Annotated in this window: 20 protein-coding genes; 7 read left to right on the forward strand and 13 right to left on the reverse strand. The window is 67.4% G+C overall.

Annotated elements, in window-relative coordinates; all coding sequences use genetic code 11:
- Positions 1-39 precede the first annotated feature (39 nt).
- The 5 genes from ACSYS9_RS16505 to ACSYS9_RS16525 all read right to left on the reverse strand — a co-directional run bounded on the left by ACSYS9_RS16505 (position 40) and on the right by ACSYS9_RS16525 (position 4,857).
- The gene (locus ACSYS9_RS16505; protein ID WP_071229717.1) at positions 40-1,137 is read right to left on the reverse strand and encodes an acetylornithine deacetylase; all 1,098 of its coding nucleotides are present in this window, start codon (positions 1,135-1,137) and stop codon (positions 40-42) included.
- A gap of 5 nt (positions 1,138-1,142) precedes the next feature.
- A complete protein-coding gene (locus ACSYS9_RS16510) occupies positions 1,143-1,595 on the reverse strand; it encodes a GNAT family N-acetyltransferase (RefSeq protein ID WP_071229716.1) in 453 nt (150 codons plus the stop codon).
- A 55-nt stretch (positions 1,596-1,650) separates the two neighbouring features.
- Positions 1,651-2,844: an argininosuccinate synthase gene (locus tag ACSYS9_RS16515; protein ID WP_071229715.1), complete on the reverse strand. Its 1,194-nt coding sequence runs from the start codon at positions 2,842-2,844 to the stop codon at positions 1,651-1,653.
- 119 nt (positions 2,845-2,963) lie between these two features.
- The gene (locus ACSYS9_RS16520) at positions 2,964-3,974 is read right to left on the reverse strand and encodes an N-acetylornithine carbamoyltransferase (RefSeq protein ID WP_071229714.1); all 1,011 of its coding nucleotides are present in this window, start codon (positions 3,972-3,974) and stop codon (positions 2,964-2,966) included.
- A gap of 319 nt (positions 3,975-4,293) precedes the next feature.
- Positions 4,294-4,857, reverse strand: coding sequence for a hypothetical protein (locus ACSYS9_RS16525; RefSeq protein ID WP_049442777.1), 564 nt, complete (start codon positions 4,855-4,857; stop codon positions 4,294-4,296).
- A gap of 188 nt (positions 4,858-5,045) precedes the next feature.
- Here ACSYS9_RS16525 and cysS point away from each other — a divergent pair, with 188 nt between their 5' ends.
- The 3 genes from cysS to ACSYS9_RS16540 are packed head-to-tail and all read left to right on the forward strand — an operon-like array spanning position 5,046 to position 8,174.
- Positions 5,046-6,422 carry a cysteine--tRNA ligase gene (gene cysS, locus ACSYS9_RS16530; protein ID WP_071229713.1) on the forward strand — a complete coding sequence of 459 codons (1,377 nt, stop codon included), beginning with the start codon at positions 5,046-5,048 and terminating at the stop codon, positions 6,420-6,422.
- A 55-nt stretch (positions 6,423-6,477) separates the two neighbouring features.
- On the forward strand, positions 6,478-6,930 hold the full coding sequence (locus tag ACSYS9_RS16535) for a SufE family protein (RefSeq protein ID WP_010486631.1): 453 nt from the start codon (positions 6,478-6,480) through the stop codon (positions 6,928-6,930).
- The gene (locus tag ACSYS9_RS16540) at positions 6,927-8,174 is read left to right on the forward strand and encodes an MFS transporter (RefSeq protein WP_071229712.1); all 1,248 of its coding nucleotides are present in this window, start codon (positions 6,927-6,929) and stop codon (positions 8,172-8,174) included. The genes ACSYS9_RS16535 and ACSYS9_RS16540 overlap by 4 nt, the downstream gene beginning before the upstream one ends.
- 371 nt (positions 8,175-8,545) lie before the next feature.
- Here the strand turns inward: ACSYS9_RS16540 and dksA are convergent, their stop codons facing one another.
- Positions 8,546-9,775 carry an RNA polymerase-binding protein DksA gene (dksA, locus tag ACSYS9_RS16545; RefSeq protein ID WP_071229711.1) on the reverse strand — a complete coding sequence of 410 codons (1,230 nt, stop codon included), beginning with the start codon at positions 9,773-9,775 and terminating at the stop codon, positions 8,546-8,548.
- Between the two features lie 272 nt (positions 9,776-10,047).
- Here dksA and yidD point away from each other — a divergent pair, with 272 nt between their 5' ends.
- Genes yidD through ACSYS9_RS16560 form a run of 3 tightly spaced genes read left to right on the forward strand, consistent with a single transcriptional unit; the run spans position 10,048 to position 12,498 of the window.
- A complete protein-coding gene (gene yidD / locus ACSYS9_RS16550; protein WP_014037867.1) occupies positions 10,048-10,302 on the forward strand; it encodes a membrane protein insertion efficiency factor YidD in 255 nt (84 codons plus the stop codon).
- A 1-nt stretch (position 10,303) separates the two neighbouring features.
- Positions 10,304-11,650 (forward strand): dihydroorotase, encoded by a 1,347-nt coding sequence (locus ACSYS9_RS16555; RefSeq protein WP_071229710.1) that lies wholly within the window; start codon positions 10,304-10,306, stop codon positions 11,648-11,650.
- Complete coding sequence (locus ACSYS9_RS16560; RefSeq protein ID WP_071229709.1) at positions 11,650-12,498, forward strand: M23 family metallopeptidase; 849 nt, start codon at positions 11,650-11,652, stop codon at positions 12,496-12,498. Before ACSYS9_RS16555 ends, ACSYS9_RS16560 begins: the two co-directional genes overlap by 1 nt.
- Before the next feature lie 89 nt (positions 12,499-12,587).
- Here the strand turns inward: ACSYS9_RS16560 and ACSYS9_RS16565 are convergent, their stop codons facing one another.
- The 5 genes from ACSYS9_RS16565 to efp all read right to left on the reverse strand — a co-directional run bounded on the left by ACSYS9_RS16565 (position 12,588) and on the right by efp (position 16,844).
- Positions 12,588-13,292 carry a squalene/phytoene synthase family protein gene (locus tag ACSYS9_RS16565; RefSeq protein ID WP_071229708.1) on the reverse strand — a complete coding sequence of 235 codons (705 nt, stop codon included), beginning with the start codon at positions 13,290-13,292 and terminating at the stop codon, positions 12,588-12,590.
- Between the two features lie 11 nt (positions 13,293-13,303).
- Entirely contained in the window at positions 13,304-13,999 is a 696-nt protein-coding gene (locus tag ACSYS9_RS16570) for a phosphoglycolate phosphatase (protein ID WP_071229707.1), read from the reverse strand.
- Positions 13,996-14,712 carry a bifunctional 2-polyprenyl-6-hydroxyphenol methylase/3-demethylubiquinol 3-O-methyltransferase UbiG gene (gene ubiG / locus ACSYS9_RS16575; protein ID WP_049401248.1) on the reverse strand — a complete coding sequence of 239 codons (717 nt, stop codon included), beginning with the start codon at positions 14,710-14,712 and terminating at the stop codon, positions 13,996-13,998. The genes ACSYS9_RS16570 and ubiG overlap by 4 nt, the downstream gene beginning before the upstream one ends.
- 24 nt (positions 14,713-14,736) lie before the next feature.
- Positions 14,737-16,080 (reverse strand): TRZ/ATZ family hydrolase, encoded by a 1,344-nt coding sequence (locus ACSYS9_RS16580; protein ID WP_071229706.1) that lies wholly within the window; start codon positions 16,078-16,080, stop codon positions 14,737-14,739.
- A gap of 197 nt (positions 16,081-16,277) precedes the next feature.
- The gene (gene efp, locus ACSYS9_RS16585) at positions 16,278-16,844 is read right to left on the reverse strand and encodes an elongation factor P (protein ID WP_014037874.1); all 567 of its coding nucleotides are present in this window, start codon (positions 16,842-16,844) and stop codon (positions 16,278-16,280) included.
- 97 nt (positions 16,845-16,941) lie between these two features.
- Between efp and epmB the strand changes: the two genes are divergently transcribed.
- Positions 16,942-17,982, forward strand: coding sequence for an EF-P beta-lysylation protein EpmB (gene epmB / locus ACSYS9_RS16590; protein ID WP_132810512.1), 1,041 nt, complete (start codon positions 16,942-16,944; stop codon positions 17,980-17,982).
- Positions 17,983-18,054: 72 nt separating this feature from the next.
- Here the strand turns inward: epmB and ACSYS9_RS16595 are convergent, their stop codons facing one another.
- Positions 18,055-20,181: a putative bifunctional diguanylate cyclase/phosphodiesterase gene (locus tag ACSYS9_RS16595; protein ID WP_032130248.1), complete on the reverse strand. Its 2,127-nt coding sequence runs from the start codon at positions 20,179-20,181 to the stop codon at positions 18,055-18,057.
- On the reverse strand, positions 20,178-21,080 hold the full coding sequence (locus ACSYS9_RS16600) for a phosphate/phosphite/phosphonate ABC transporter substrate-binding protein (protein ID WP_223224712.1): 903 nt from the start codon (positions 21,078-21,080) through the stop codon (positions 20,178-20,180). Before ACSYS9_RS16600 ends, ACSYS9_RS16595 begins: the two co-directional genes overlap by 4 nt.
- Positions 21,081-21,119 lie beyond the last annotated feature (39 nt).

The raw sequence follows: 21,119 nt of genomic DNA on the forward strand, positions 1-21,119 counted from the left end.
GTTCCACCCGGCCAGGGCCGGGCGGCGTTGTGGGGTCGATCAGGCGCCGGCGGCGATGATGCGGTGCACGGCGTCGGTGTAGCGCTGCAGCTGCTCCAGCGTCACGAACTCATCGGCGGTGTGGGCCTGGGCGATGTCGCCCGGACCGAACACCAGCGTGGTGTAGCCACCGGCCGAGAACAACGAAGCCTCGGTCCAGAAATCCACCGCATTGCCGATCGGCAGCTCCAGCGCGTCGGCCACGTCGCGCGCCAGCAGGCGGCGGTTCTCGGCCTCGGCGATGTCACCGGCCGGCAGGCTGGGGCCACGGAAGGTTTCAGTGAACAATGCGGCTTCCGGCTCGGCGAAACCGGCGAAGGTTGCCAGCAATCCGTCGATGTCCATCGACGGCAGTGGCCGGAAACCGAAGCGCACCTCGGCAGCCGGCGCAATCATGTTGGCCTTGATCCCGCCTTCGACGCGGCCGATGTTGAAACGCAGGCCGGTCAGCCCGCCAAAGCGGGCCGAGGCCAGCGATTCCACATGGTCCAGCGCGCGGTTGCCCCAGCGCATGGCCTGATGGAGCGCACTGGCGGCCGCGTCCTGCTTGCCGGACGCATGGCCGGCACGGCCGGCGAACTGCATCAGCACCGAACTGATGCCACGGTGCGCCAGCACCGCTTCGCTCATGGTCGGCTCGGCCACCAGCACCGCTTCATACGGCAGGCCACGGGCCAGGAACGCAGCGATACAGCGCGGATCGTTGGCTTCCTCGTCGCTGGAGAACAGGAAGGCGGCATCGCCATCGCTGGCGTTGGCCGCCGCCACCAGTGCAGCGGCGGCGCCCTTGATGTCACACACGCCCAGGCCGACCACGCGGTCGTCCAGGCGCCGCATCACGTGCGGATCGGCACTCCAGTGCGGCGAGTCCGGCACAGTGTCCAGATGGACGTTGAACAGGTACTTCGGCGTGCCGCGCACGGCGTACAGGCTGACCGCACCGGCGCCATGGTCGATCACCTCGACGTTGAAGCCGGGCAGGTTCGCGCGCAGGTAATCGAAGATGCCACCGGTGGTGATCGCACGCGGCGGGTTGCGGGTGTCGAAGGACACCAGGGCCTGCAGGTGCTGCAGGGTGGAAGCAAGCAGGTCGGTCATGGGAATCAACAAGGTGTTTGCCCGGGCGTAGCCGGGGCATAGAGGTTCTGGCGCACAATTTCCATCAGCAACTCTGGCCGTGCCGGCGCGCTGAAGCCGAAGGGGGCGTAGAGCCGATGTGCATCGCTGGTGGCCAGCATGAAGCGGCGCAGGCCCTGCAGCTGCGGATGGGCCATGATCGCCTGCAGCAGCTGCTTGCTGTAGCCCTGGCCGCGATGCTGCGGCAGCACGAACACGTCAGCCAGATAAGCAAAGGTGGCACCGTCGGTGATGACGCGCGCAAACGCAACCTGGCCGGACGCGTCCAGATAGGCGCCAAAACACAGCGAACCGGCAATGGCCCGTTCCACCAGTTCGCGCCCGATGCCCAGGCTCCAATGGGCCTGGGTAGACAGGAACTGGTGGATCAGGGCAACGTCCAAGTGCTGCGGATCGGTGCTGATGCGGAGTGCGCTCATCGATTCATCCGTTTGCTGCGCACCCTGGCCCACAGCGGGCCAGGGCACCAGGGTCTCAGCGGTTCACCTGCGCATAGAGCGTGGAGCTCATGCCGAACAGCTTGATGAAGCCCTCCGCCTCTTCCACGCCCCAGTCGGCCGACTGCGCGTAGGTGGCACCCTTGGTGTTGAGCAGGTGCGGCGACTTCACGGCCACAGCGTCGACGCGGCCACCGCGGGTTTCCAGCACCACTTCGCCGTTGACCTTGGCCTGCGAGGACTTCAGGAACGCCTCGATGTCGGTCTTCAGCGGGTCGTGGTAGAAGCCTTCGTACACCAGCTCCACCCACTTGCGCGCCACGTCCGGCTTGAAGCGGTTCTGCTGCTTGGTCAGCACGGCATCTTCCAGCGCGCGGTGCGCGGCCAGCAGCGAGACCAGGCCCGGGGCCTCGAACACGATGCGGCCCTTCAGGCCGATCACGGTGTCGCCGGTGTAGACGCCGCGGCCAACGCCGTACGGGGCGAACAACTTGTTGAGCTGGGCCAGGATCTGGTCGCCCGCCAGCGCCTTGCCGTTCAGTTCGACGGCTTCGCCTTCAACGAACTTCAGGGTCACGGTCAGCGCCTGCTCCGGCCATTCGCTGCGCGGCGAGCACCAGCCACGCGCGCCTTCACCCGGGGCTTCCCAACGGTCGATCTCGCCGCCGGACATGGTCACGCCCAGCAGGTTCTCGTTGATGGTGTAGGCCTGCTGCTTGGCGCGCACGCCGAAGCCGCGCTCTTCCAGGTACTTCTGCTCGTAGGCGCGGGTCTGGGTGTGTTCCTTCTGGATCTCGCGGATCGGCGCGATGATCTGGTAGTCGCCCAGTGCCTTCACGGCCAGGTCGAAGCGGACCTGGTCGTTGCCCATGCCGGTGCAGCCATGGGCAATGATGTTGGTCCCCAGCTCGGCAGCGCGCTTCAGCGCGGCATCGACGATCAGGTAGCGATCCGAGACCAGCAGCGGGTACTGGCCCTGGTAGCCCTCACCGGCCCACACGAACGGCTTGACGAAGCCTTCCCATATGGCCGGGCCACCGTTGACGGTGACGTGGCTGGTGACGCCCAGCTCGGCGGCGCGCTTCTCGATGAAATCACGCTCTTCATCATCCACGCCGCCGGTGTCGGCGAACACGGTGTGCACGTTGTAGCCGCGCTCCTGCAAGTACGGCACGCAGAAGCTGGTATCCAGGCCGCCGGAGAAGGCGAGAACGACGTCTTTGTTGCTCATGGGGATCAGGTCCACTTGGGGGATGGGAATTCGGTAGGGCCGACCGCTGGTCGGCTGAAATGTTGGATGCGCCGCTGCGGGAGCAGCCGACCAACGGTCGGCTCTACCCCTAGTTTGATTCAGCGCCCGGCAACCGCAGCCATGATCGCCTTCTGCACATGCAGGCGGTTCTCGGCTTCGTTGATGGCGATGCACTGCGGCGAATCCATCACCGCGTCGGTGGCCTTCACGTTGCGGCGCAGCGGCAGGCAGTGGCTGAACACACCGTTGTTGGTCAGCGCCATCTTCCGTTCGTCCACGATGAAGTGCTTGAACTGGTCGCGGATCGGCTTTTCCGGTTCCCAGTTGCCGAAGAACGGCAGCGCGCCCCAGCTCTTGGCGTAGACCACGTCGGCGCCGGCGTAGGCGCTGTCGATGTCATGGCTGATCTTCAGCGAGCCACCGCTCTCGGCCACGTTCTGCTCGGCCCAGCCCATGTAGCGGTCGTCGAGGATGTAGTCGGCGGTCGGGCACAGCAGGGTCACGTCCATGCCCATGCGGGTGGCGATGGTCAGCGCCGAATTGGCAACGGCGGTGTTCAGCGGCTTGGGGTGGTAGGTCCAGGTCAGCACGTACTTCTTGCCGCGCAGGTCCTGGGTGCCGAAGTGCTCCTGCAGGGCCATGATGTGGGCCAGCTCCTGGCACGGATGGGTGATGGTCTCCATGTTGATGACCGGCACCGGCGAGTACTTGGCGAAGCTGTTGAGGACGATGTCCTGGCGGTCGTAGGCCCAGTCCTGGAACTTCGGGAACGCGCGCACGGCGATGATGTCGCAGTAACGGCCCAGCACCTTGGCCACTTCAGCGATGTGCTCTTCGGTATCGCCGTCCATCACCGTGCCGAGGTTGAACTCGATCGGCCACGCATCCTTGCCCGGCTGCAGCACCACCGCGTGGGCGCCGAGCTGGAACGCGCCCAGTTCGAAGCTGGTGCGGGTGCGCATGGACGGGTTGAAGAACACCAGCGCGATCGACTTGCCCTTGAGCTGGTCGCCGAGCTTGTTGCGCTTGAACAGCGCGGCCTGGGTCAGCAGCGCGTCGAGATCGCTGCGGCTCCAGTCCTGGGTGTTCAGGAAGTGCTTGGGGGACATCATCTTTCCTTGCGTGGCGGCGCCGGGTTCGACGCAGTGGAAGGGAAAAGCAGGAACCAAAGGTGGAGCGAAAAGGTTGCAGTTGAAGCTTTCAGAACGCAGAAACGAAAAAACCCAGCCGGCGGGCTGGGTTTTTTTCGGACGAACAGCAAAAAGCTCCGGTTACCCAGCGAGGATGTGGGGTTCCGGTCGACGCGCACGCGAGGTCATGCCAGACGCCTGTCGGGCTGCGCTGCTGTCGTGCTGGAAGTCGGTGAGCTTCATGGTCAAATATCTTTGCATGCGCCCGGGGCCGGCGCAAGGGGCCGGGGTCGCAGAATCAGGGATTGCTGGCAGTACCCTGCTCGGGACCGACCCAGGGCGTGATCGACACCCGGATCTTGAGCCGGTTGCCGGGGTCTTCCGGCAGCCGCGAGCGGTACTTGGTGCCCTTGTAGACGTAATCCACGTCGTAGGCGATGGGCCGGCGGAATTCACGCCCCACCGGCACGATGCGGCAGTCGCGGGTCAGCATCGGGCCCGTGTTGGCCGGCGCCGGGGCCGGCGTCTCGGCTCCGGTCTCCTCAACGGCTTCCTCGTCGCTGCGCTTGAACATCGAGCGCACCGAGTCCCAGAAGCGGCTGATCCGGCCCTTGTCCTCGACCGGCTCCTCGCCCGTCACGTTCACCGGGGCCAGGGTCCGGGTCGACACCGGCTCGCAGTGCTCCTCGGTGCGGGTCGCACGCAGGGTCTGGAACACCGGCTCGACGTTCAGGACCTGGGCGTAGTCGAACTTCACGTTCTCCACGATCACCACCCGGTTGCGGGGCTCGGCCTCCTGCGCCAGCACCACGGCGGGCAGCGCCGACAGGCAGGCCAAGGTCAGCAACGCGGTGGATTTCATTGGCGACGGGAGCAAGGACACGGCAATAGTGTAGGCAGTGGCGAGCGCAAGGGGCTGAACATTACCCGTCCACGCCGCTCCTGCCCACCCCACCCGGGGCGGACCCGGCGTCCACCGGTGGCAACGGGTGCCCCCAAAGGGGGCCGACACGTTCTAAAATCACAGGCTTGTCCCCCAGCCACAGCCCCATGACCCTGCGCCTGCACAACAACCTGACTCGCCAGCTCGAACCGTTCACCCCGCTCGATCCGGCCTGTCCGACCCTGTATGTGTGCGGCCCGACGGTCTACAACTACGTGCACATCGGCAACGCCCGCGGCCCGGTGGTGTTCGGGGTGCTGGCCGACCTGCTGCGGCGCCGTTTCGGCGCACTGCGCTACGCCCGCAACATCACCGACGTGGACGACAAGATCAACACCGCCGCGCGTGAGCAGGGCGTGCCGATCAGCACCATCACCAACAAGTTCGCCGCCGCCTACCGTGAAGACATGGCCGCGCTGGGCGTAGTGCCACCGGACATCGAGCCGGAAGTGACCGCGCACATTCCGCAGATCATCACCATGATCGAGCAGCTGATCGCCAGCAATCATGCTTACGCCGCCGAGGGCCACGTGCTGTTCGCGGTGGCCAGCTTCGACGGCTACGGCAAGCTCTCGCGCCGCGATCCGGACGAAATGCTGGCCGGTGCCCGCGTCGACGTCGCCCCGTACAAGCGTGACCCGGGTGATTTCGTACTGTGGAAGCCGTCGAGTGACGACCTGCCCGGCTGGGAGTCTCCCTGGGGCCGGGGCCGGCCTGGCTGGCACATCGAGTGCTCGGCAATGGCTGCCGCCCACCTGGGCGAGACCATCGACATCCACGCCGGCGGCGTCGACCTGCAGTTCCCGCACCACGAGAACGAGCTGGCGCAGAGCGAATGCGCCCATGGCGGCAAGATCTTCGCCCGTTTCTGGCTGCACAACGGCATGCTCAACTTCGGCGGCGCCAAGATGAGCAAGTCGCTTGGCAACATCGAGCGCGTGCACGACCTGGTCCGCCAGCACCCGCCGGAAGCGCTGCGCCTGGCCCTGCTGTCGGCCCACTACCGGCAGCCGCTGGACTGGTCCGATGGCCTGATCGAACAGTCGGTGCGCACCCTGGACCGCCTGTACGGCACCCTGCGCGAGCTGGCCTCAGTCGAGGCCACTGCAGTGATTCCGGCCACGGTCGAGGCGACCCTGGACGACGATCTCAACACCCCGCAGGCGTTGGCCGAATTGGCCCGCATCGCCGCCGATGCGCGCCGTGCCACCGACCCGGCCGAGCAGGCGCGCCTGAAGGGTGAACTGCTCGGCGCCGGCCTGGCACTGGGCCTGCTGCAGGCCGATCCGGCGCAGTGGTTCGGCACTGCGGCCAGCGAAGACGGCGACGATGCCCGCATCCAGGGCCTGATCGATGAGCGTGCCGCTGCCAAGAAGGCGCGCGACTTCGCCCGTTCCGACGCCATCCGCGACCAGCTGGCCGCCGAAGGCATCGTGCTGGAAGACACCCCGCAGGGCGTGCGCTGGTCGCGCAAGCGCAGCTGACCCGCCCTGCCCCGTGGCCGGTACGCCGGCCACGCCCCCCACCGTAGAGACTGTTGTGACCGACTCCCCGTTCCCGCTTGAACCCACCGCCGCCGAGGCCCAGACCGCCATCGCCGAGGAATTCGGCTTCTTCGGCGACTGGTCCGAGCGCTACCAGTACCTGATCGACCTCGGCCGCAAGCTGCCGGCCTTCCCGGAAGAATGGAAGACCGAAGAGCATCGCCTGCTCGGCTGCCAGTCGATGGTCTGGATCGTCCCCGAAGGCAACGCGCAGTCGCTGCGCTTCCACGCCATCAGTGATTCGGCCATCGTCTCCGGCCTGATCTTCCTGGCCCTGCGCGTGTACTCCGGGCGCTCGGCGCAGGAGATCCTGGCCACCGAACCGAGCTACATCCAGGACATCGGCCTGGCCCGCCACCTCTCGCCCACCCGCAGCAACGGCGTGGCGGCGATGCTGGCCTTCATCCGCGAGACCGCGCAGGCGCAGCTGCAGCGCGACCCGTCGTGAGCGAACCTGCCACAGCCGAAGACAGCGCGCTGGGCCTGCTGTCCCGGCCCGGATTCGCCAGGCTGCTGGCGTACCGCATCTTCGCGATGCTGTCCTACCAGGTGGTCGCGGTCACCGTCGGCTGGCACATCTACGAAGTCACCCGCAATCCGTTCTCGCTGGGCCTGATCGGCCTGGCCGAGGTCGTGCCGTTCTTCTGCGTGGCGCCGTTTGCCGGTTACCTGGTGGATCATCTGCCGCGCCGCCGGCTCGGCATGGTCGCCTGTTGCGGACTGATCGCCACCGCACTGGTATTGACCAGCGTGGCCATGGGCTGGCTACCGATCGACGGCGTGTGGCCGATCTACGCAGCCATCGCGCTGACCGGCATGGTCCGCGCCTTCCTGTCGCCGATCTACAACGCCCTGTTCGCCCGCGTACTGGCCCGTGACCAGTTCGCGCGGGGCGCCGGCCTGGGCGCGGTGGTATTCCAGGCCGGCATGATCGCCGGCCCGGCACTGGGCGGCGTGCTGGTGGGCTTCGGCGGCAAGGGCCTGTCCTACGCGGTGGCCACCGTCTTCGCACTGGTGGCGATGGCCTGCCTGGCCACGCTGAAGGTGGAAGAACCGGTGCATACCGGCCCGGCCGCCCCGATCTTCAAGAGCATCGTTGAAGGCGCACGCTTCGTGGTGGGTAACCGGATCATGGTCGGCGCGATGGCGCTGGACATGTTCTCGGTGCTGCTCGGCGGCGTGGTGGCGATGCTGCCGGCGTTCCTGCACGAGATCCTGCACCACGGCCCGGAAGGCCTGGGCATCCTGCGCGCAATGCCGGCGCTGGGCTCGGTCTGCGTGGGCCTGTGGCTGGCCCGCCACCCGCTGCACCGCAATGCCGGCCGCGTGCTGCTGTTCGCGGTGGCCGGCTTCGGCCTGTGCGTGATCAGCTTCGGGCTGTCGCAGCACTTCTGGCTGTCGGCGCTGATCCTGCTGTTCTACGGGGCCTTCGATGGCGTCTCGGTGGTGATCCGTTCGACCATCCTGCAGCTGGCCACGCCGGAAGAGATGCGCGGCCGGGTGTCGTCGATCAACGGCATCTTCATCAGTTCGTCCAACGAACTGGGCGCGTTCTATGCCGGCACGATGGCAAAGCTGCTCGGCCTGGTGCCGGCGGTGGTGCTGGGTGGGTTCGCGGTGCTGAGCGTGGCCGGGATCACCGCGTGGAAGAACCCGACGTTGCGGAAGTTGAATCTGCGCGACCTGCAGTGACCCTGCGGAGAGCGCGTTCGGCGGCGCCGGGCGTTTGACTGGCCACGTCACTTTCCCTCGATGAATGGGTTTGTCACTTTCTTTGCGCGCGCAAAGAAAGTAACCAAAGAAACGCGCCGCCATCCGCGAGCCGGTGCTGCGCACCGGTGCCCTGCGCTCCTCGGTGAATCAGGGGACGGCGCCGAACTCGCTGCGCTCAAACAGCGGCGCCTCTTCGCCCCCGATTCCCCTGCGGTGCTCGGCTCGCTACAAGGCGGACCCAAGTCAACGGCCACAACTGCCCGTGCCAGCCACGGTCGCTTACCAACGATCCCCCAACAAAAAACCCGGCCGAGGCCGGGTTTTTCGCATGACCAGACAACGATCAGGAATCAGTCGCCCTGCTGCTTCTGCAGGTGCTCCCAGCGCTCCTGGGCGTCGATGGTGCGCTCGGCGGTGAGGCGCGCTTCCAGGCGCTCCAGGCCGATTTCCTCGCCGGTGTCGACGCAGTAACCGTAGTCGCCCGCTTCCAGGCGCTTCAGGGTGCTGTCGATCTTGCCGATCAGCTTGCGATAGCGGTCGCGGGTACGCAGTTCCAGCGAGTTCTCGGTCTCGCGGGTCGCACGCTCGGCTTCGTCGCCGATGTCACGCACTTCCTCGCGCAGGTTCTCGATGGTCTGCTTGGACTCTTCCACCAGGTCCGCGCGCCAGTTCTGCAGGCGCTGGCGGAAGTACTCCTGCTGCAGCGGGCTCATGTATTCCTCTTCCGAGGACGGCTTGTAGCCAGCCGGCAGGATCGGGCGGCCGGTGGCCTCGTCGGTCTTGTACTCGACCACCTTGTACTTGCTGCGCGGGGCCGGTGCCGCCGAGCGGGCGGCGACGGCCACGGCAACCTTGCCGACAGGGCGCGACACGGTCTTCGGGGCGGAATCGGATTTCACGGCGGTTTTGGCAGGCGATTTCGAAACGGGCACGGGATTCTTGGATTGCGGGGCCTTCGAAGCAGCAGGAGCGGCGGCCGGGGCCGGCTTGGGGGCCGGTTGGGCTGCTGCCACTGCCACGGTCTTGGCCGGGACAGGCTTGGCCGGAGCCGGCTTGGGGGCAGGCTTCGGTGCGGACTTCACTACGGGGGCCGGGGTCGGCTTTGCGGCCGGCGCGGCAACATTCTTGGTGACTTTCTTTACAGCGGCAGGCGTGGCCACCGGTTTAGCCGCAGCAACCTTCTTCGCTGCAGGTTTGGCGACCGGCTTGGCCGCGGCCTTCTTCACCACCGCCTTCGGCGCCGGCTTGGCTGCTGCCTTCTTCGCCACCGGCTTGGCGGCGGCCTTCTTCACCGGCGCGGCCTTGCTGGCGGCTTTCTTCACCACCGGCGCCTTCTTGCTGGCAGCGGCAGGCTTGGCCTTGGCGGGCGCAGCAGCCTTCTTCGCCACCGGCTTGGTTGCCTTGACCGGCGTTTTCTTTGCGGTGGCCTTCCTGGCCGCCGGTTGCGAGGACGCTGCCTTGGTCGCCGGCTTGCTGGCCGGTTTCCTGGCAACGGGCTTTGCCGCCAACTTCTTCACAACAGGCTTGGCGGTTTTCTTGGCGGCCGTTGCGGCCTTCTTTGCAGTTTTTTTAGCAGCCACGAAACGCTCTTCCTTGGATTCCCCGGGGCCCGGGAAAGCGGGCCTTTATAGCCTACCCGACCCGCAGCAGCAACCTCGACCCCCTGCTCCATTCAGTCCTGGAGTCAAGGCGCCCTTGGAGGCAGTCCGACGAACACGGACCGCCTTGCGCGGTACGGAACCTGGCCAGCACCCGAAGGCGCTGGTACCGGTCGCAGGCCATCGGCGACATGCGACCAACGGCCCATCCTGCACAAATGCGGCCTTCATGCCAACTGGCATAAGATGACTGGGTGATCTCGCGCCTGCTCATTGCCCTGCTGCGCTTCTACAAGCGCTTCATCAGCCCCCTGCTGGGGCCACGCTGCCGTTTCGTGCCGAGCTGTTCTGAATACGCGATGGACGCCATCTCGCGGCACGGCCCGCTGCGCGGAAGCTGGCTGGCTGCGCGCCGGCTGGGCCGCTGCCACCCGTTCCATCCCGGCGGCTTCGACCCCGTGCCCGAGTCCCCCAACGCCCCCTCTTGCCGTTGCACAGGAAAACACTGACATGTCCTCCACCCTCATCACCAACGCCCGCATGGTCAACGAAGGCCGCACCTTCGACGGCGACCTGCGCATCGAAAACGGCCGCATCGCGCAGATCGGCAGCGGGCTGGCGCCGCGCGACGGCGAGCAGGTGGTGGACGCAGCCGGACGCTGGCTGCTGCCAGGCATGATCGACGACCAGGTGCACTTCCGCGAACCGGGCCTGACCCACAAGGGCGACATCGCCAGCGAATCGGCCGCGGCCGTGGCCGGTGGCCTGACCAGCTTCATGGACATGCCCAACACCAACCCGCCGACGCTGGATTCGACCATCCTGGAAGCCAAGTACGAGCTCGCGCGCGGCCGCGCCTGGGCCAACTACGGCTTCTACCACGGCGCCAGCAATGACAACCTGGAAGCGATCCGTGCGCTGGACCCGAAGAAGGCGCCCGGCGTGAAGGTGTTCATGGGTGCTTCGACCGGCAACATGCTGGTCGACAACCCGGAAACGCTGGACGCGATCTTCCGCGAATGCCCGACCCCGATCATCACGCACTGCGAAGACACGCCGATGATCGATGCCAACCTGAAGGCCTTCCAGGAGAAGTACGGCGACGCGCTGACCCCGGACATGCACCCGGACATCCGCTCGCGCGAGGCCTGCATCAAGTCGACCCGCCTGGCGATGTCGCTGGCGCGCAAGCACGGCACCCGCCTGCACGTGCTGCACATCTCCACCGCCGACGAACTGGCGCTGTTCGAGAAGGGCCCGCTGATCCGCGCCGACGGCAGCCGCAAGCAGATCACCGCCGAAACCTGCGTGCACTTCCTGCACTTCGCGCGTCCGGACTATGCGACCAAGGGCAACCTGATCAAGTGCAACCCGGCGATCAAGGAAGTGTCCGACCGCGAGGCGATCACCGCTGCGCTGGCCGACGACGTGCTGGACGTGCTGGCCACCGACCACGCGCCGCACACCTGGGAAGAGAAGCAGAAGCCCTACGCGCAGGCGCCGTCGGGCCTGCCGCTGGTGCAGTACGCGCTGGTGGCTGCGCTGGAGCGCGTGCACGAAGGCAAGCTGACCCGCGAGCAGGTGGTGCAGAAGTTCGCCCACGCCCCGGCGCAGCTGTTCGACGTGGAAGAGCGCGGCTTCCTGCGCGAGGGTTACTTCGCCGATCTGGTGCTGGTCGAGGACGTGCCGTTCACGGTCAAGCGCGAAGACGTGCTGTCCAAGTGCGGCTGGTCGCCGTTCGAAGGCACCACCTTCCGTTCGCGCATCGCCTCCACCTGGGTCAATGGCCAGCAGGTGTGGGACGGCAGCAAGCTGGTGGGTGAACCCGCCGGCCAGCGCATGACCTACGACCGCTGATGCGTTCGGCACTTCTGATCGGGGCGCTGCTGCTGGCCGCGCCCCTGTTTTCCTCATCTCCGGCGCAGGCGCAGGACGGCATCGGCAGCCTGATCGACAGCCGCGTGGTGTTCCCGGCCAGCGCGTCGCAGGGCGCGCTGGTGATCGGCAAGGTACCCGCCGGCAGCCGCGTGCAGTACGCCGGCCGCCAACTGCGGGTGAGCGGCTACGGCAGCGTGGTGTTCGGCATCGGCCGTGACGAGAAGGGCCCGCTGCGCGTGCAGGTGCAGCGCCCCGATGGTGGCAGCGAGACCGCGACCATTGCGGTGACCCCGCGTGACTGGCCGACCGAGCGCGTCAACGGCGTGCCGCCGAAGACGGTCAATCCGCCGCCGGCGATTGCCGAGCGGATCAAGCGCGAACAGGCGCAGGTGACCGCCGCACGCGCCCGCGATGACGACCGCACCGACTTCACCCAGACCTTCATCTGGCCAGTGCAGGGCCGCATCAGCGGCCGCTTCGGCAATGCGCGCGTGTACAACGGGCAGCCCGGCGCCGGTCATTCCGGCATGGACATCGCGGTACCGACCGGCACGCCGGTGAAGGCGCCGGCCGCCGGCATCGTCACCTTCGCCGGCCCCGACCTGTACCTGACCGGCGGCACGCTGCTGCTCGACCACGGTTTCGGTGTCAGCTCCAACTTCCTGCACCTGTCGCGCATCGACGTAAAAGTTGGCGACCGTGTGGAACAGGGCCAGGTGATCGCTGCGGTCGGCGCCACCGGTCGTGCCACCGGCCCGCACCTGCACTGGGGCATGAACTGGTTCGATACCCGTATCGACCCGCTGCTGGTGCTGGAGCGCAAGTAACGGTAGTGCCGGCCGCTGGCCGGCAACCTCATCCTCTTCGGCGCCCTGCTGGATGCCGGCCAGCGGCCGGCACTACCAGGTACGTTGGATCAGCCGCGCGCAGCCCACCACACACGCAGCAGGGTGCGTACCGGCGTGGCTTCGATCGGCTTGCCTGCCGCCTGCGCGGCAACGCGTGCACGCGCCAGGCTGGACCACACGCGGCGCGGGCGCGGGCCGGGCACGCGGCTGCCCCAGCCCTTCAACAGATGCTGCGCCCAGCGCTGTGCGGCCGTGCTGGCATCACCGTCCAGCAGGCTGCGCGGCACACCGGCTACGCCGGCATCCTGCAGGCGCTGGGCCAGGGTCTGCAGCTGCACCGCACGACCGGCGCCAGTGCGCGGCTTGTCCGCGAACAGGGCTGCCTCCACCGCGGCCACGGCTTCAGCGTAATGGGCCAGCGCACGCTCGGCACCGGCTGCATCCAGCGCGACGGTACGCGCTTCAACCAGATCGGGCAGCGCTTCGGCCAGTTGCGCCCACGGCGCACGCACCGGCTCCAGCAGGCGGCCCAGCGGGTGGCGCGAACGATGCGCGGCCCAGCTGCGCAGCTCCTCGCCCCACCACGCCAGCTTGGCGTCGGCCGGCAACGGGTCGCCGCTGGTGTTGAGCATGTCGTCGAATTCCTGCAGCAGCGCGAACCACGCCACCGCAAGCTCGCGTTGCGATTCGGCCACGAACGGGGCGGCCACCGACCATTCCGGCCAACGGCTGCGCCACTTGTCGAGGAAACTGTCCAGCGCGGTACTGCTCACTACGTGATTCCTTACGGCTGGGCCGGGGCTGCCGGCCGGGTCGGCCAGAGGCTGGCCAGTTGCAGAAGTTCGGCGTTCTCGACCAGCACGTCGGCCTGCCAGGCCAGCGGATCGTCGCTGTGCAGGCGATAGCCCCACAGCGCCGCCACCGACGGCATGGCGGCGGCACGTGCCGCGATGATGTCGCGCTCGTCGTCGCCCACGTACACGCAGTCTTCGGCGGCAACGGCGATCGCCTGCGCCGCGTGCAGCAGCGGCAGCGGATGCGGCTTGCGCTCAGCCAGGCTGTCACCGCCCACCAGCACCGCACAGCGCTGCTGCCAGCCATGCTGCGGCAGGATCAGACGCGCCAGGTACTCGGGCTTGTTGGTGACGATGCCCCACACCGTGCCGGCGTCGTCCAACGCGGCGAGCATGCCGGCCACGCCATCGAACAGCACCGCGTGCTGGCCGATCAATGCTTCGTAGCGCTGCAGGAATTCCGGGATCAGCGCGTCACGTGCGGCTACGTCCAGTTCCGGGAACGCAGCCGAGACCATCGCCCGCGAGCCCTTCGACACCACCGGGCGCAGCGCGGCCGGATCGATGGGTGCGCGTCCACGCTCGGCCAGCATCGCGTCGCAGGTGGCGACGAAGTCCGGCGCACTGTCCAGCAGGGTGCCGTCCAGATCGAACAGCACCGCGCGCGGGAAGCGGGCCGCGGTCATGCCGGCTTGACCGCGTAGGCCAGGTAGTTGATGTCGGTACGGCTGCTCAGGCGGGCCTGGTTGCGCCACGGCTCGTAGGCCATGCCGCTGACATCCACCAGCTGCATGTCGGCCTCGCGCAGCCAACGCGCCAGCTCGGCCGGCTTGATGAATTCCTGGTAGTGGTGGGTACCCTTGGGCAGCAGCCGCGCCACATACTCGGCGCCGACGATCGCCACCGCGAAGGCGGCGGCGGTGCGGTTGATGGTCGACAGGAACAGGTGGCCGCCCGGCTTCAGCAGGCGCTTGCAGGCCTCGATGATCGCGCCCGGGTCGGGCACGTGCTCGAGCATTTCCATGCAGGTGACCACATCGAAGCTGCCCGGCTGCTCGGCGGCCAGATCTTCGGCAGCCTGCACCCGGTAATCGACCTTGGCGCCGCTTTCCAGCGCATGCAGGCGCGCGACCTTGACCAGTTCCGGGGCCAGGTCGATGGCGGTGACGTCAGCACCGGCCTGGGCCAGCGCTTCACTCAACAGGCCGCCACCACAACCGATGTCGAGCACGCGCGCACCGCGCAGCGGCACGCGATCGGCCACGTACTGCAGGCGCACCGGGTTCAGCGCATGCAGCGGCTTCTGCGGGCCGTCAGCGTCCCACCAGCGGTTGGCCAGCGCGGCGAACTTGTCCAGCTCGGCCTGATCGAAATTGGAGGAAGCGTGAGGGGCAGTCATGAGGGGTCCTTGCGGCGCCGGGGTTCAGGCGCGGATATGACGGATGCGCTCGCGCCACTGGCGCGCGTTGGCGATGATGCCCGGCAGGTCCATGCCGACCAGCTCGCGCTGCACCAGCTTCGGCTTGCCGGCAATCCAGACGTCGCTGACCTGCTGGCGGCCGGTGGCGTACACCAGCTGCGACAGGACGTTGTGCAGCGGCTGGGTTTCCAGCGCGGACAGGTCGACGCAGACCAGGTCGGCCTGCTTGCCGACTTCGATGGAACCGATGCGGTCGCCGAAGCCCAGTGCGCGGGCGCCACCCAGGGTGGAGGCGCGCAGCGTGGTCGCCGCGTCGAGCGCGGTGGCATCGTCGGCCACGGCCTTGGCCAGGATCGCCGCGGTGCGGTTCTCGCTGAACATGTCCAGGTCGTTGTTGCTGGCGCAGCCATCGGTGCCGATCGCCAGGTTCACGCCGGCGCGCTGCAGGGCGCAGGCCGGGCAGAAACCGGAGGCCAGCTTCAGGTTCGATTCCGGGCAGTGCACCACGCTGACGCCGCGCTCGGCGCACAGGTGGATTTCCGCATCGGTCAGCTGGGTCATGTGCACCGCGATCAGGCGGTCGTTGACCAGGCCGAGCCGATCCAGCCGCGCCAGCGGGCGCTGGCCGTGCAGCTTGATCGAATCGTTGATCTCCTGCGCGGTCTCGTGGGTGTGCAGGTGCACCTGCATGTCGAGCTGGTCGGACAGCATCCGCACCCGCTCGAAGTTGGCATCGTTGACCGTGTACGGCGCATGCGGCGCGAACGCGGTGCCGATCAGCGGATTGGTGCGCCACTGGTCGTGCAGTTCACCGGCCTTGGCGAAGTATTCGTCGTCGGTCTTGGCCCAGGCGGTGGGGAAATCGATGATGACCGCGCCCACCAGCGCGCGGAAACCGTGCTTCTTGTAGACCGCGGCCTGCACGTCGCCGAAGAAGTAGTTCTCGTTGGCACAGGTGGTACCGCCGCGCAGCATCTCGGCGATGGCCAGGGTGGTGCCGTCGGCAACGAATTCGGGGCCGATCACCGCCGCTTCCACCGGCCAGATGTGCTGCTGCAGCCAGGTCATCAGCGGCAGGTCGTCGGCGACGCCGCGCAGCAGCGTCATCGGGTTGTGCGTGTGCGCATTGACCAGGCCCGGCATCAGGGCAGCCTCGGGGCGGCTCACCACCTGGGTGGCGCGGAACCGCGCGCGCGCCTCGGCACGCGGCAGGATGGCCACGATTTCACTGCCACGCACGGCAACGGCATGGTCTTCCAGCACCACCGCGTGCGGCTCGATCGGAACGACGTAACCGGCTTCGATGAGCAGGTCGCAGGCTTCAGGGAGGTGCGGGCTATCGCTCATGCGGGCTCACTGGCTGTGGGGCGAGATACTTCTGGGGGACACGCCCCTGAGTCAGGGGCTGCCGCGAAGCGGCGGGGTCTGGAGACTCGTGAAGCGGGGCCCATGATCTGCCGAAGCAGATCATGGGAGCGCCAGCGCGAATGCGATGGCGCGTACCCGGCCAGCGGCCGGCACTACCATGATCCGGCTGCGCCGGATTACTTGACGCGTGCGGAGTATTCGCCCGAACGGGTGTCGACGCGGATCACTTCTTCCTGGTTCACGAACAGCGGCACGCGGACCACAGCGCCGGTTTCCAGGGTGGCCGGCTTGCCGCCGCCGCCCGAGGTGTCGCCACGGACGCCCGGATCGGTTTCGGTGATCTTCAGTTCAACGAAGTTCGGCGGCTGCACGAAGATCGGCTCACCGTTCCACAGGGTGACCACGCAGGACTCTTCGCCCTTCAGCCACTTCTCGGCGCCGCCCATGCCGGCCTTGGTGGCCTGGACCTGCTCGAAGGATTCCGGGTCCATGAAGTGCCAGTACTCGCCGTCGCTGTACATGAAGTTCATGTCGGTATCGACGACGTCGGCTGCATCCAGCGAGTCGGTCGACTTCATGGTGACTTCCTGGGTACGGCCGTCCTTGATCAGGCGGTACTTCACGCGGGTGAAGGCCTGGCCCTTGCCCGGCTTGACGTATTCGGTGTCGATGATGACGGCCGGTTGGTTGTTGACCAGGATCTTCATCCCGTTCTTGACGTCGTTCATGCCGTAGCTGGCCATGCGTAAACTCCTGAGTGGCAAAAACGCCGCGGGTGCGGCGAGCCGTTAGAATGGAAAGCCCACCGGATGCCGGTGGGCGACTGTTTTTCTGCCCCCAATGATAACCGCAGGCCCCCTCTCCATGCAGCTTTCCGCCTTCCCACGGCCCCAGTCGCCAGGTGCGCCCGCGCGCTGGCAGCAGCTCTGGCGCCAGGCGCTGCGCGACCCGCACGCCCTGCTGGCCCGGCTGCAGCTGGACCCGGCCGCGCTGGGTGTCTCGGAGGCGGCCATGGCCCAGTTCGCGCTGCGCGTGCCGGAGGGCTTCGTGGCCCGCATGCGCCCTGGCGATGCGGCCGACCCGTTGCTGCGCCAGGTGCTGCCGATCGACGCGGAAATGCACCCGGCGCCCGGGTTCAGCTTCGATGCGGTGGGCGATGGCGCCGCCAAGAAGGCCACCGGCGTCATCCAGAAGTACCGTGGCCGCGCCCTGCTGGTCGCCACCGGCAGCTGCGCGATCAACTGCCGCTACTGTTTTCGCCGCCACTTCGACTATGGCGCGGAGAACGCCGCCAAGGGGGGATGGCAGGAGGCCGTAGCCGCCATCGCCGCCGACCCGGACATCGACGAGGTGATCCTGTCCGGCGGTGACCCGCTGTCGCTGGCCACGCACAAGCTGGTGGAACTGACCGACGCCCTGCGCCAGATACCGCACATCCGCCGCCTGCGCATCCATACCCGGCTGCCGATCGTGCTGCCGGAACGCGTGGACGATGAACTGGTCTCCTGGCTGGGCAGCCTGCCCTGGCCACTGGCAATCGTGGTCCACGCCAACCATGCCAATGAATTCGACGCCAGCGTGGACGCAGCGATGGCCCGCCTGCGTGGCACCGGTGCGCAACTGCTGAACCAGGCGGTGTTGCTGCGCGGGGTCAACGACAGCGTGCAGGCCCTGCAGGACCTGAGCGAGCGCAGCTTTGCTGCTGGCGTGCTGCCCTATTACCTGCACCAGCTGGACCGGGTCGAGGGCGTGGCCCACTTCGAAGTGGACGACACCCAGGCCAAGGCGCTGATTGCCGGCCTGACCGCACGCCTGTCCGGCTACCTGATCCCCAAGCTGGTGCGCGAACTGCCCGGCGACCCAAGCAAGCGCCCGCTGTAACAAAAAAGGGACGGAGGGAATTAAGTCGCTTATGCATTTGCGACTTAATTCCCTCCGTCCCCTTTTTTGGGGTCAGACGCCCGATTCGATCATCCGCACCACTTCGGTGGCGGTCACCGGGTGGCTCAGCCAGTAGCCCTGGCCAAGGTCGCAGCCGCGCTGCGCCAGCAGCTCGAACTGTGCCTGCTGCTCGATGCCCTCGGCCACCACGGTGATGCCCAGCGCGTGGGCCATGGCGATGATCGCCGTGGTCAGCGCAAGGTCGTCGGGATCGCGCTGCATGTCGGCAACGAAGCTCTTGTCGATCTTCACGCCGTCCACGGGCACCTGGCGCAGATGACTGAGCCCGGAGAAGCCCGTACCGAAATCGTCCAGCCACACCTTCACGCCAGTGCGGTGCAGCTTGTCCAGCAGCTGCGCGGCAACCATCTCGTCGCCGATCACGGCGGTTTCGGTCAGCTCCAGGTGCAGGCGCGACGCCGGCAGCCCGGACTCATGCAGGCACTGCGCGACCAGTGCCGGCAGTTCGCCGCCACGCAGCTGCCGCGGTGACACGTTGACCGACACGAACAGATCATCGCCCGCTGCCCCGCGCGGCCACTGCGAGGCCTCCATGCAGGCCGCACGCAGCACCTTCGGGCCGATGATCTCGATCAGGCCACTCTGCTCGGCCACCTCGATGAACACCGAGGGCGGGATCGTGCCCAGGGTCGGATGCTGCCAGCGCAGCAGTACTTCGACGCCGACCATGCGGCGGTCGCGCATGCGGAAGATCGGCTGGTAGGCCAGGCGCAGCTCACCGCGCTCCCAGGCGCCGCGCAGCTCCTGTTCCATATGCACGCGACGCTCGACCGCATGGTCCATCGCCCGGCTGTAATAGCGATAGCAGTTCTTGCCGGCCATCTTCGCCTGGTACATGGCGATGTCGCCGTTCTTCAGCAGCGTGGTCGCATCAGCAGCATCGTCGGGGAACAGGGTCACGCCGATCGAGGTGCCCAGGAACAGTTCCCTGCCCTGCACCACCAGCGGCTTGCCCAGCTCGCGCACCAGCACTTCGGCCAGCAACCGCGCGTTGGCGGCAACATCACCATCGCCGACCAGGATCACGAACTCGTCGCCGCCGAAGCGGGCCAGCAGGGCTTCATCGCCCCCGGCCTCGGTGACCGCGCGGCCGATACGCTGGGCGAACTGCAGCAATGCCTCATCGCCGGCCTCGTGGCCAAGGGTGTCATTGACCCGCTTGAAATCGTCGATATCGGCGAACAGCAGGCCCAGCCGGTGATTGGCGGCACGGGCCGCCATCAACCGATGATCAAGCGCCTCGCGGAATGCCAGCCGGTTGGTCAGCCCGGTCAGCGCGTCGGTATAGGCCATGCGCCGCACTTCGCGGTCATGGCGTGCGATCGCATCGCGCATCCGGGCAAAACCGCGGACCAGTTCGCCGACCTCGTCGTCGCGGGTGTTCTCGGCCAGGGGTGTCTGGTAGTCACCGGCCTCGATGCGGCGGGCGGCGACGGCAAGATCACGGATCGGCGCGACCAGGGTGCGCTGCACGTACAGGATCACCACCACGCCGATCACCACCAGCAGGCCCAGCATCAGCAGCAGCCAGCCCAGGTGACGGCTGCCAACCTGCTGCAGGCGCTCGCCCAGGGTGGCGTTGGCCGCCTGCTCGCGCTGCTGCACCTCATCCAGCGCCATGCCGACCCGGACGCCGCCAATGCGCTGGTTGCCGATCATGATCGGCATGGTGTTGTCGAGCACCTTCGGTGACTCCTGCACGACCAGCATCTGCGCGGCCGCGGCCTTGGGTGCCAGTGGATCGGCCATCGGCTGACCGAATCCAGACACCTCGACCGAGCCATCGTGTACCAGCCGGCCGCGTTCATCGAACACCAGTACATAGCGCACCACGGGCTGGCGCGCGGTACTGCGCACCAGTACGCCCACCTGGTCCAGGTCACGGTAGTACAACGGGTTGGCCAGCGCGTCGGACAGCTCACGCGCCATCGCCTCGCCGCGACTGCGCACGCTGCGGTCGAACAATTCATGGATGACGCCGCCGCTGAGGTTGCGCACCTCGCCCTGCATCGCGGCCTGCCGCCCCAACAACACCGCAAGGATCGCGATCACCACGACCATCGCCCCGCCCATCGCGAGCAGGAACCGGGCCTGCATCCCCGAGCCAAGCCACTTCATTCCACTTCCATCCGCACGCGCGTCAATCCTTGTTTCAATTCATCCAACCGCTGCTGCGCATGCGCATCGACGCGGTGGAACCCGGAAGTGCCAAAAAACCGATGCAGCGCCCCCTGTGCCTGCGGGTCGCTGGCCGCCTGCAGCAGTACTTCCTGCAGGCGATCGCGCACGCGTGGATCAAGGTCGGCGCGGACCATCTCCACCGCACGCGGGTAGGGCTCGGTGCGCAGCAGCTCGCGGAAGTCGCGCCGGAACGCTGCCGGCATCCGCCGCTCGTCGTTCCAGTCCACGCTGCTCACCGCCCCCACGTCAACCACCCCCTTGTGCACGAACGTCGCGATGTTCAGCTCGCTGCGTGCAAACACGTAACCCACACTGTCCCGGCCCGGCATGTCCCATGCACCGGCCAGGATCTGGGGCGACAGGCCCTCCTGCAGCAACGTCATCACCGGCACCAGATAGGCACTGGTGGACGCCGTGTTCTGCAGGGCCAGGCGATGGCCCCGCAGATCCTGCACGCGCTGGATCGGGCTGTCGCGGCGCACGAAGAACACCGTCTGGTAATCACGCACGCCGTTGCGCTCGGTCAGCAGCAGTGGACGGGCGCCACTGCGCTGGCCCAGCGCCACCGCCGTACCGGAGGTTTCCGTGACCCAGTCGACCCTGCCCCGCCGCAGATAGCTGGCCATCTGCTGCGGGTCGCGTGCCATCAGGATCCTCCCCTCCTTGATGCCAACGTCCTGCATGCGCGCCACCACGTAGTCCAGCAATGGTTGCAGCTGCTCGTAATGGGCCTTGGGATCATCGCTGATCCGGCCCAGCACCAGCACCGGGTCCGGTGCTGCACGCACCGTCCCGGCCAGCAGGACCATGGCCAGGCTCAGCAGTCCCCCCTGCATTGCCTTTCGCAGACCCGACACAGGCTTCATCCCCCCTGG

Source organism: Stenotrophomonas sp. STK17_22, from assembly GCF_051983905.1.
Classification (GTDB): domain Bacteria; phylum Pseudomonadota; class Gammaproteobacteria; order Xanthomonadales; family Xanthomonadaceae; genus Stenotrophomonas; species Stenotrophomonas maltophilia_A.

Coding starts and splice junctions, on each gene's coding strand:
- ACSYS9_RS16555 (WP_071229710.1), top strand. CDS start 10,304: ATGTCCTCCACCCTCATCACCAACGCCCGCATGGTCAACGAAGGCCGC.
- ACSYS9_RS16560 (WP_071229709.1), top strand. CDS start 11,650: ATGCGTTCGGCACTTCTGATCGGGGCGCTGCTGCTGGCCGCGCCCCTG.
- ACSYS9_RS16600 (WP_223224712.1), bottom strand. CDS start 21,080: ATGCAGGGGGGACTGCTGAGCCTGGCCATGGTCCTGCTGGCCGGGACG.
- cysS (WP_071229713.1), top strand. CDS start 5,046: ATGACCCTGCGCCTGCACAACAACCTGACTCGCCAGCTCGAACCGTTC.
- ACSYS9_RS16525 (WP_049442777.1), bottom strand. CDS start 4,857: ATGAAATCCACCGCGTTGCTGACCTTGGCCTGCCTGTCGGCGCTGCCC.
- ubiG (WP_049401248.1), bottom strand. CDS start 14,712: ATGACTGCCCCTCACGCTTCCTCCAATTTCGATCAGGCCGAGCTGGAC.
- ACSYS9_RS16570 (WP_071229707.1), bottom strand. CDS start 13,999: ATGACCGCGGCCCGCTTCCCGCGCGCGGTGCTGTTCGATCTGGACGGC.
- epmB (WP_132810512.1), top strand. CDS start 16,942: ATGATAACCGCAGGCCCCCTCTCCATGCAGCTTTCCGCCTTCCCACGG.
- ACSYS9_RS16580 (WP_071229706.1), bottom strand. CDS start 16,080: ATGAGCGATAGCCCGCACCTCCCTGAAGCCTGCGACCTGCTCATCGAA.
- ACSYS9_RS16520 (WP_071229714.1), bottom strand. CDS start 3,974: ATGTCCCCCAAGCACTTCCTGAACACCCAGGACTGGAGCCGCAGCGAT.
- efp (WP_014037874.1), bottom strand. CDS start 16,844: ATGGCCAGCTACGGCATGAACGACGTCAAGAACGGGATGAAGATCCTG.
- ACSYS9_RS16515 (WP_071229715.1), bottom strand. CDS start 2,844: ATGAGCAACAAAGACGTCGTTCTCGCCTTCTCCGGCGGCCTGGATACC.
- ACSYS9_RS16505 (WP_071229717.1), bottom strand. CDS start 1,137: ATGACCGACCTGCTTGCTTCCACCCTGCAGCACCTGCAGGCCCTGGTG.
- ACSYS9_RS16510 (WP_071229716.1), bottom strand. CDS start 1,595: ATGAGCGCACTCCGCATCAGCACCGATCCGCAGCACTTGGACGTTGCC.
- ACSYS9_RS16595 (WP_032130248.1), bottom strand. CDS start 20,181: ATGAAGTGGCTTGGCTCGGGGATGCAGGCCCGGTTCCTGCTCGCGATG.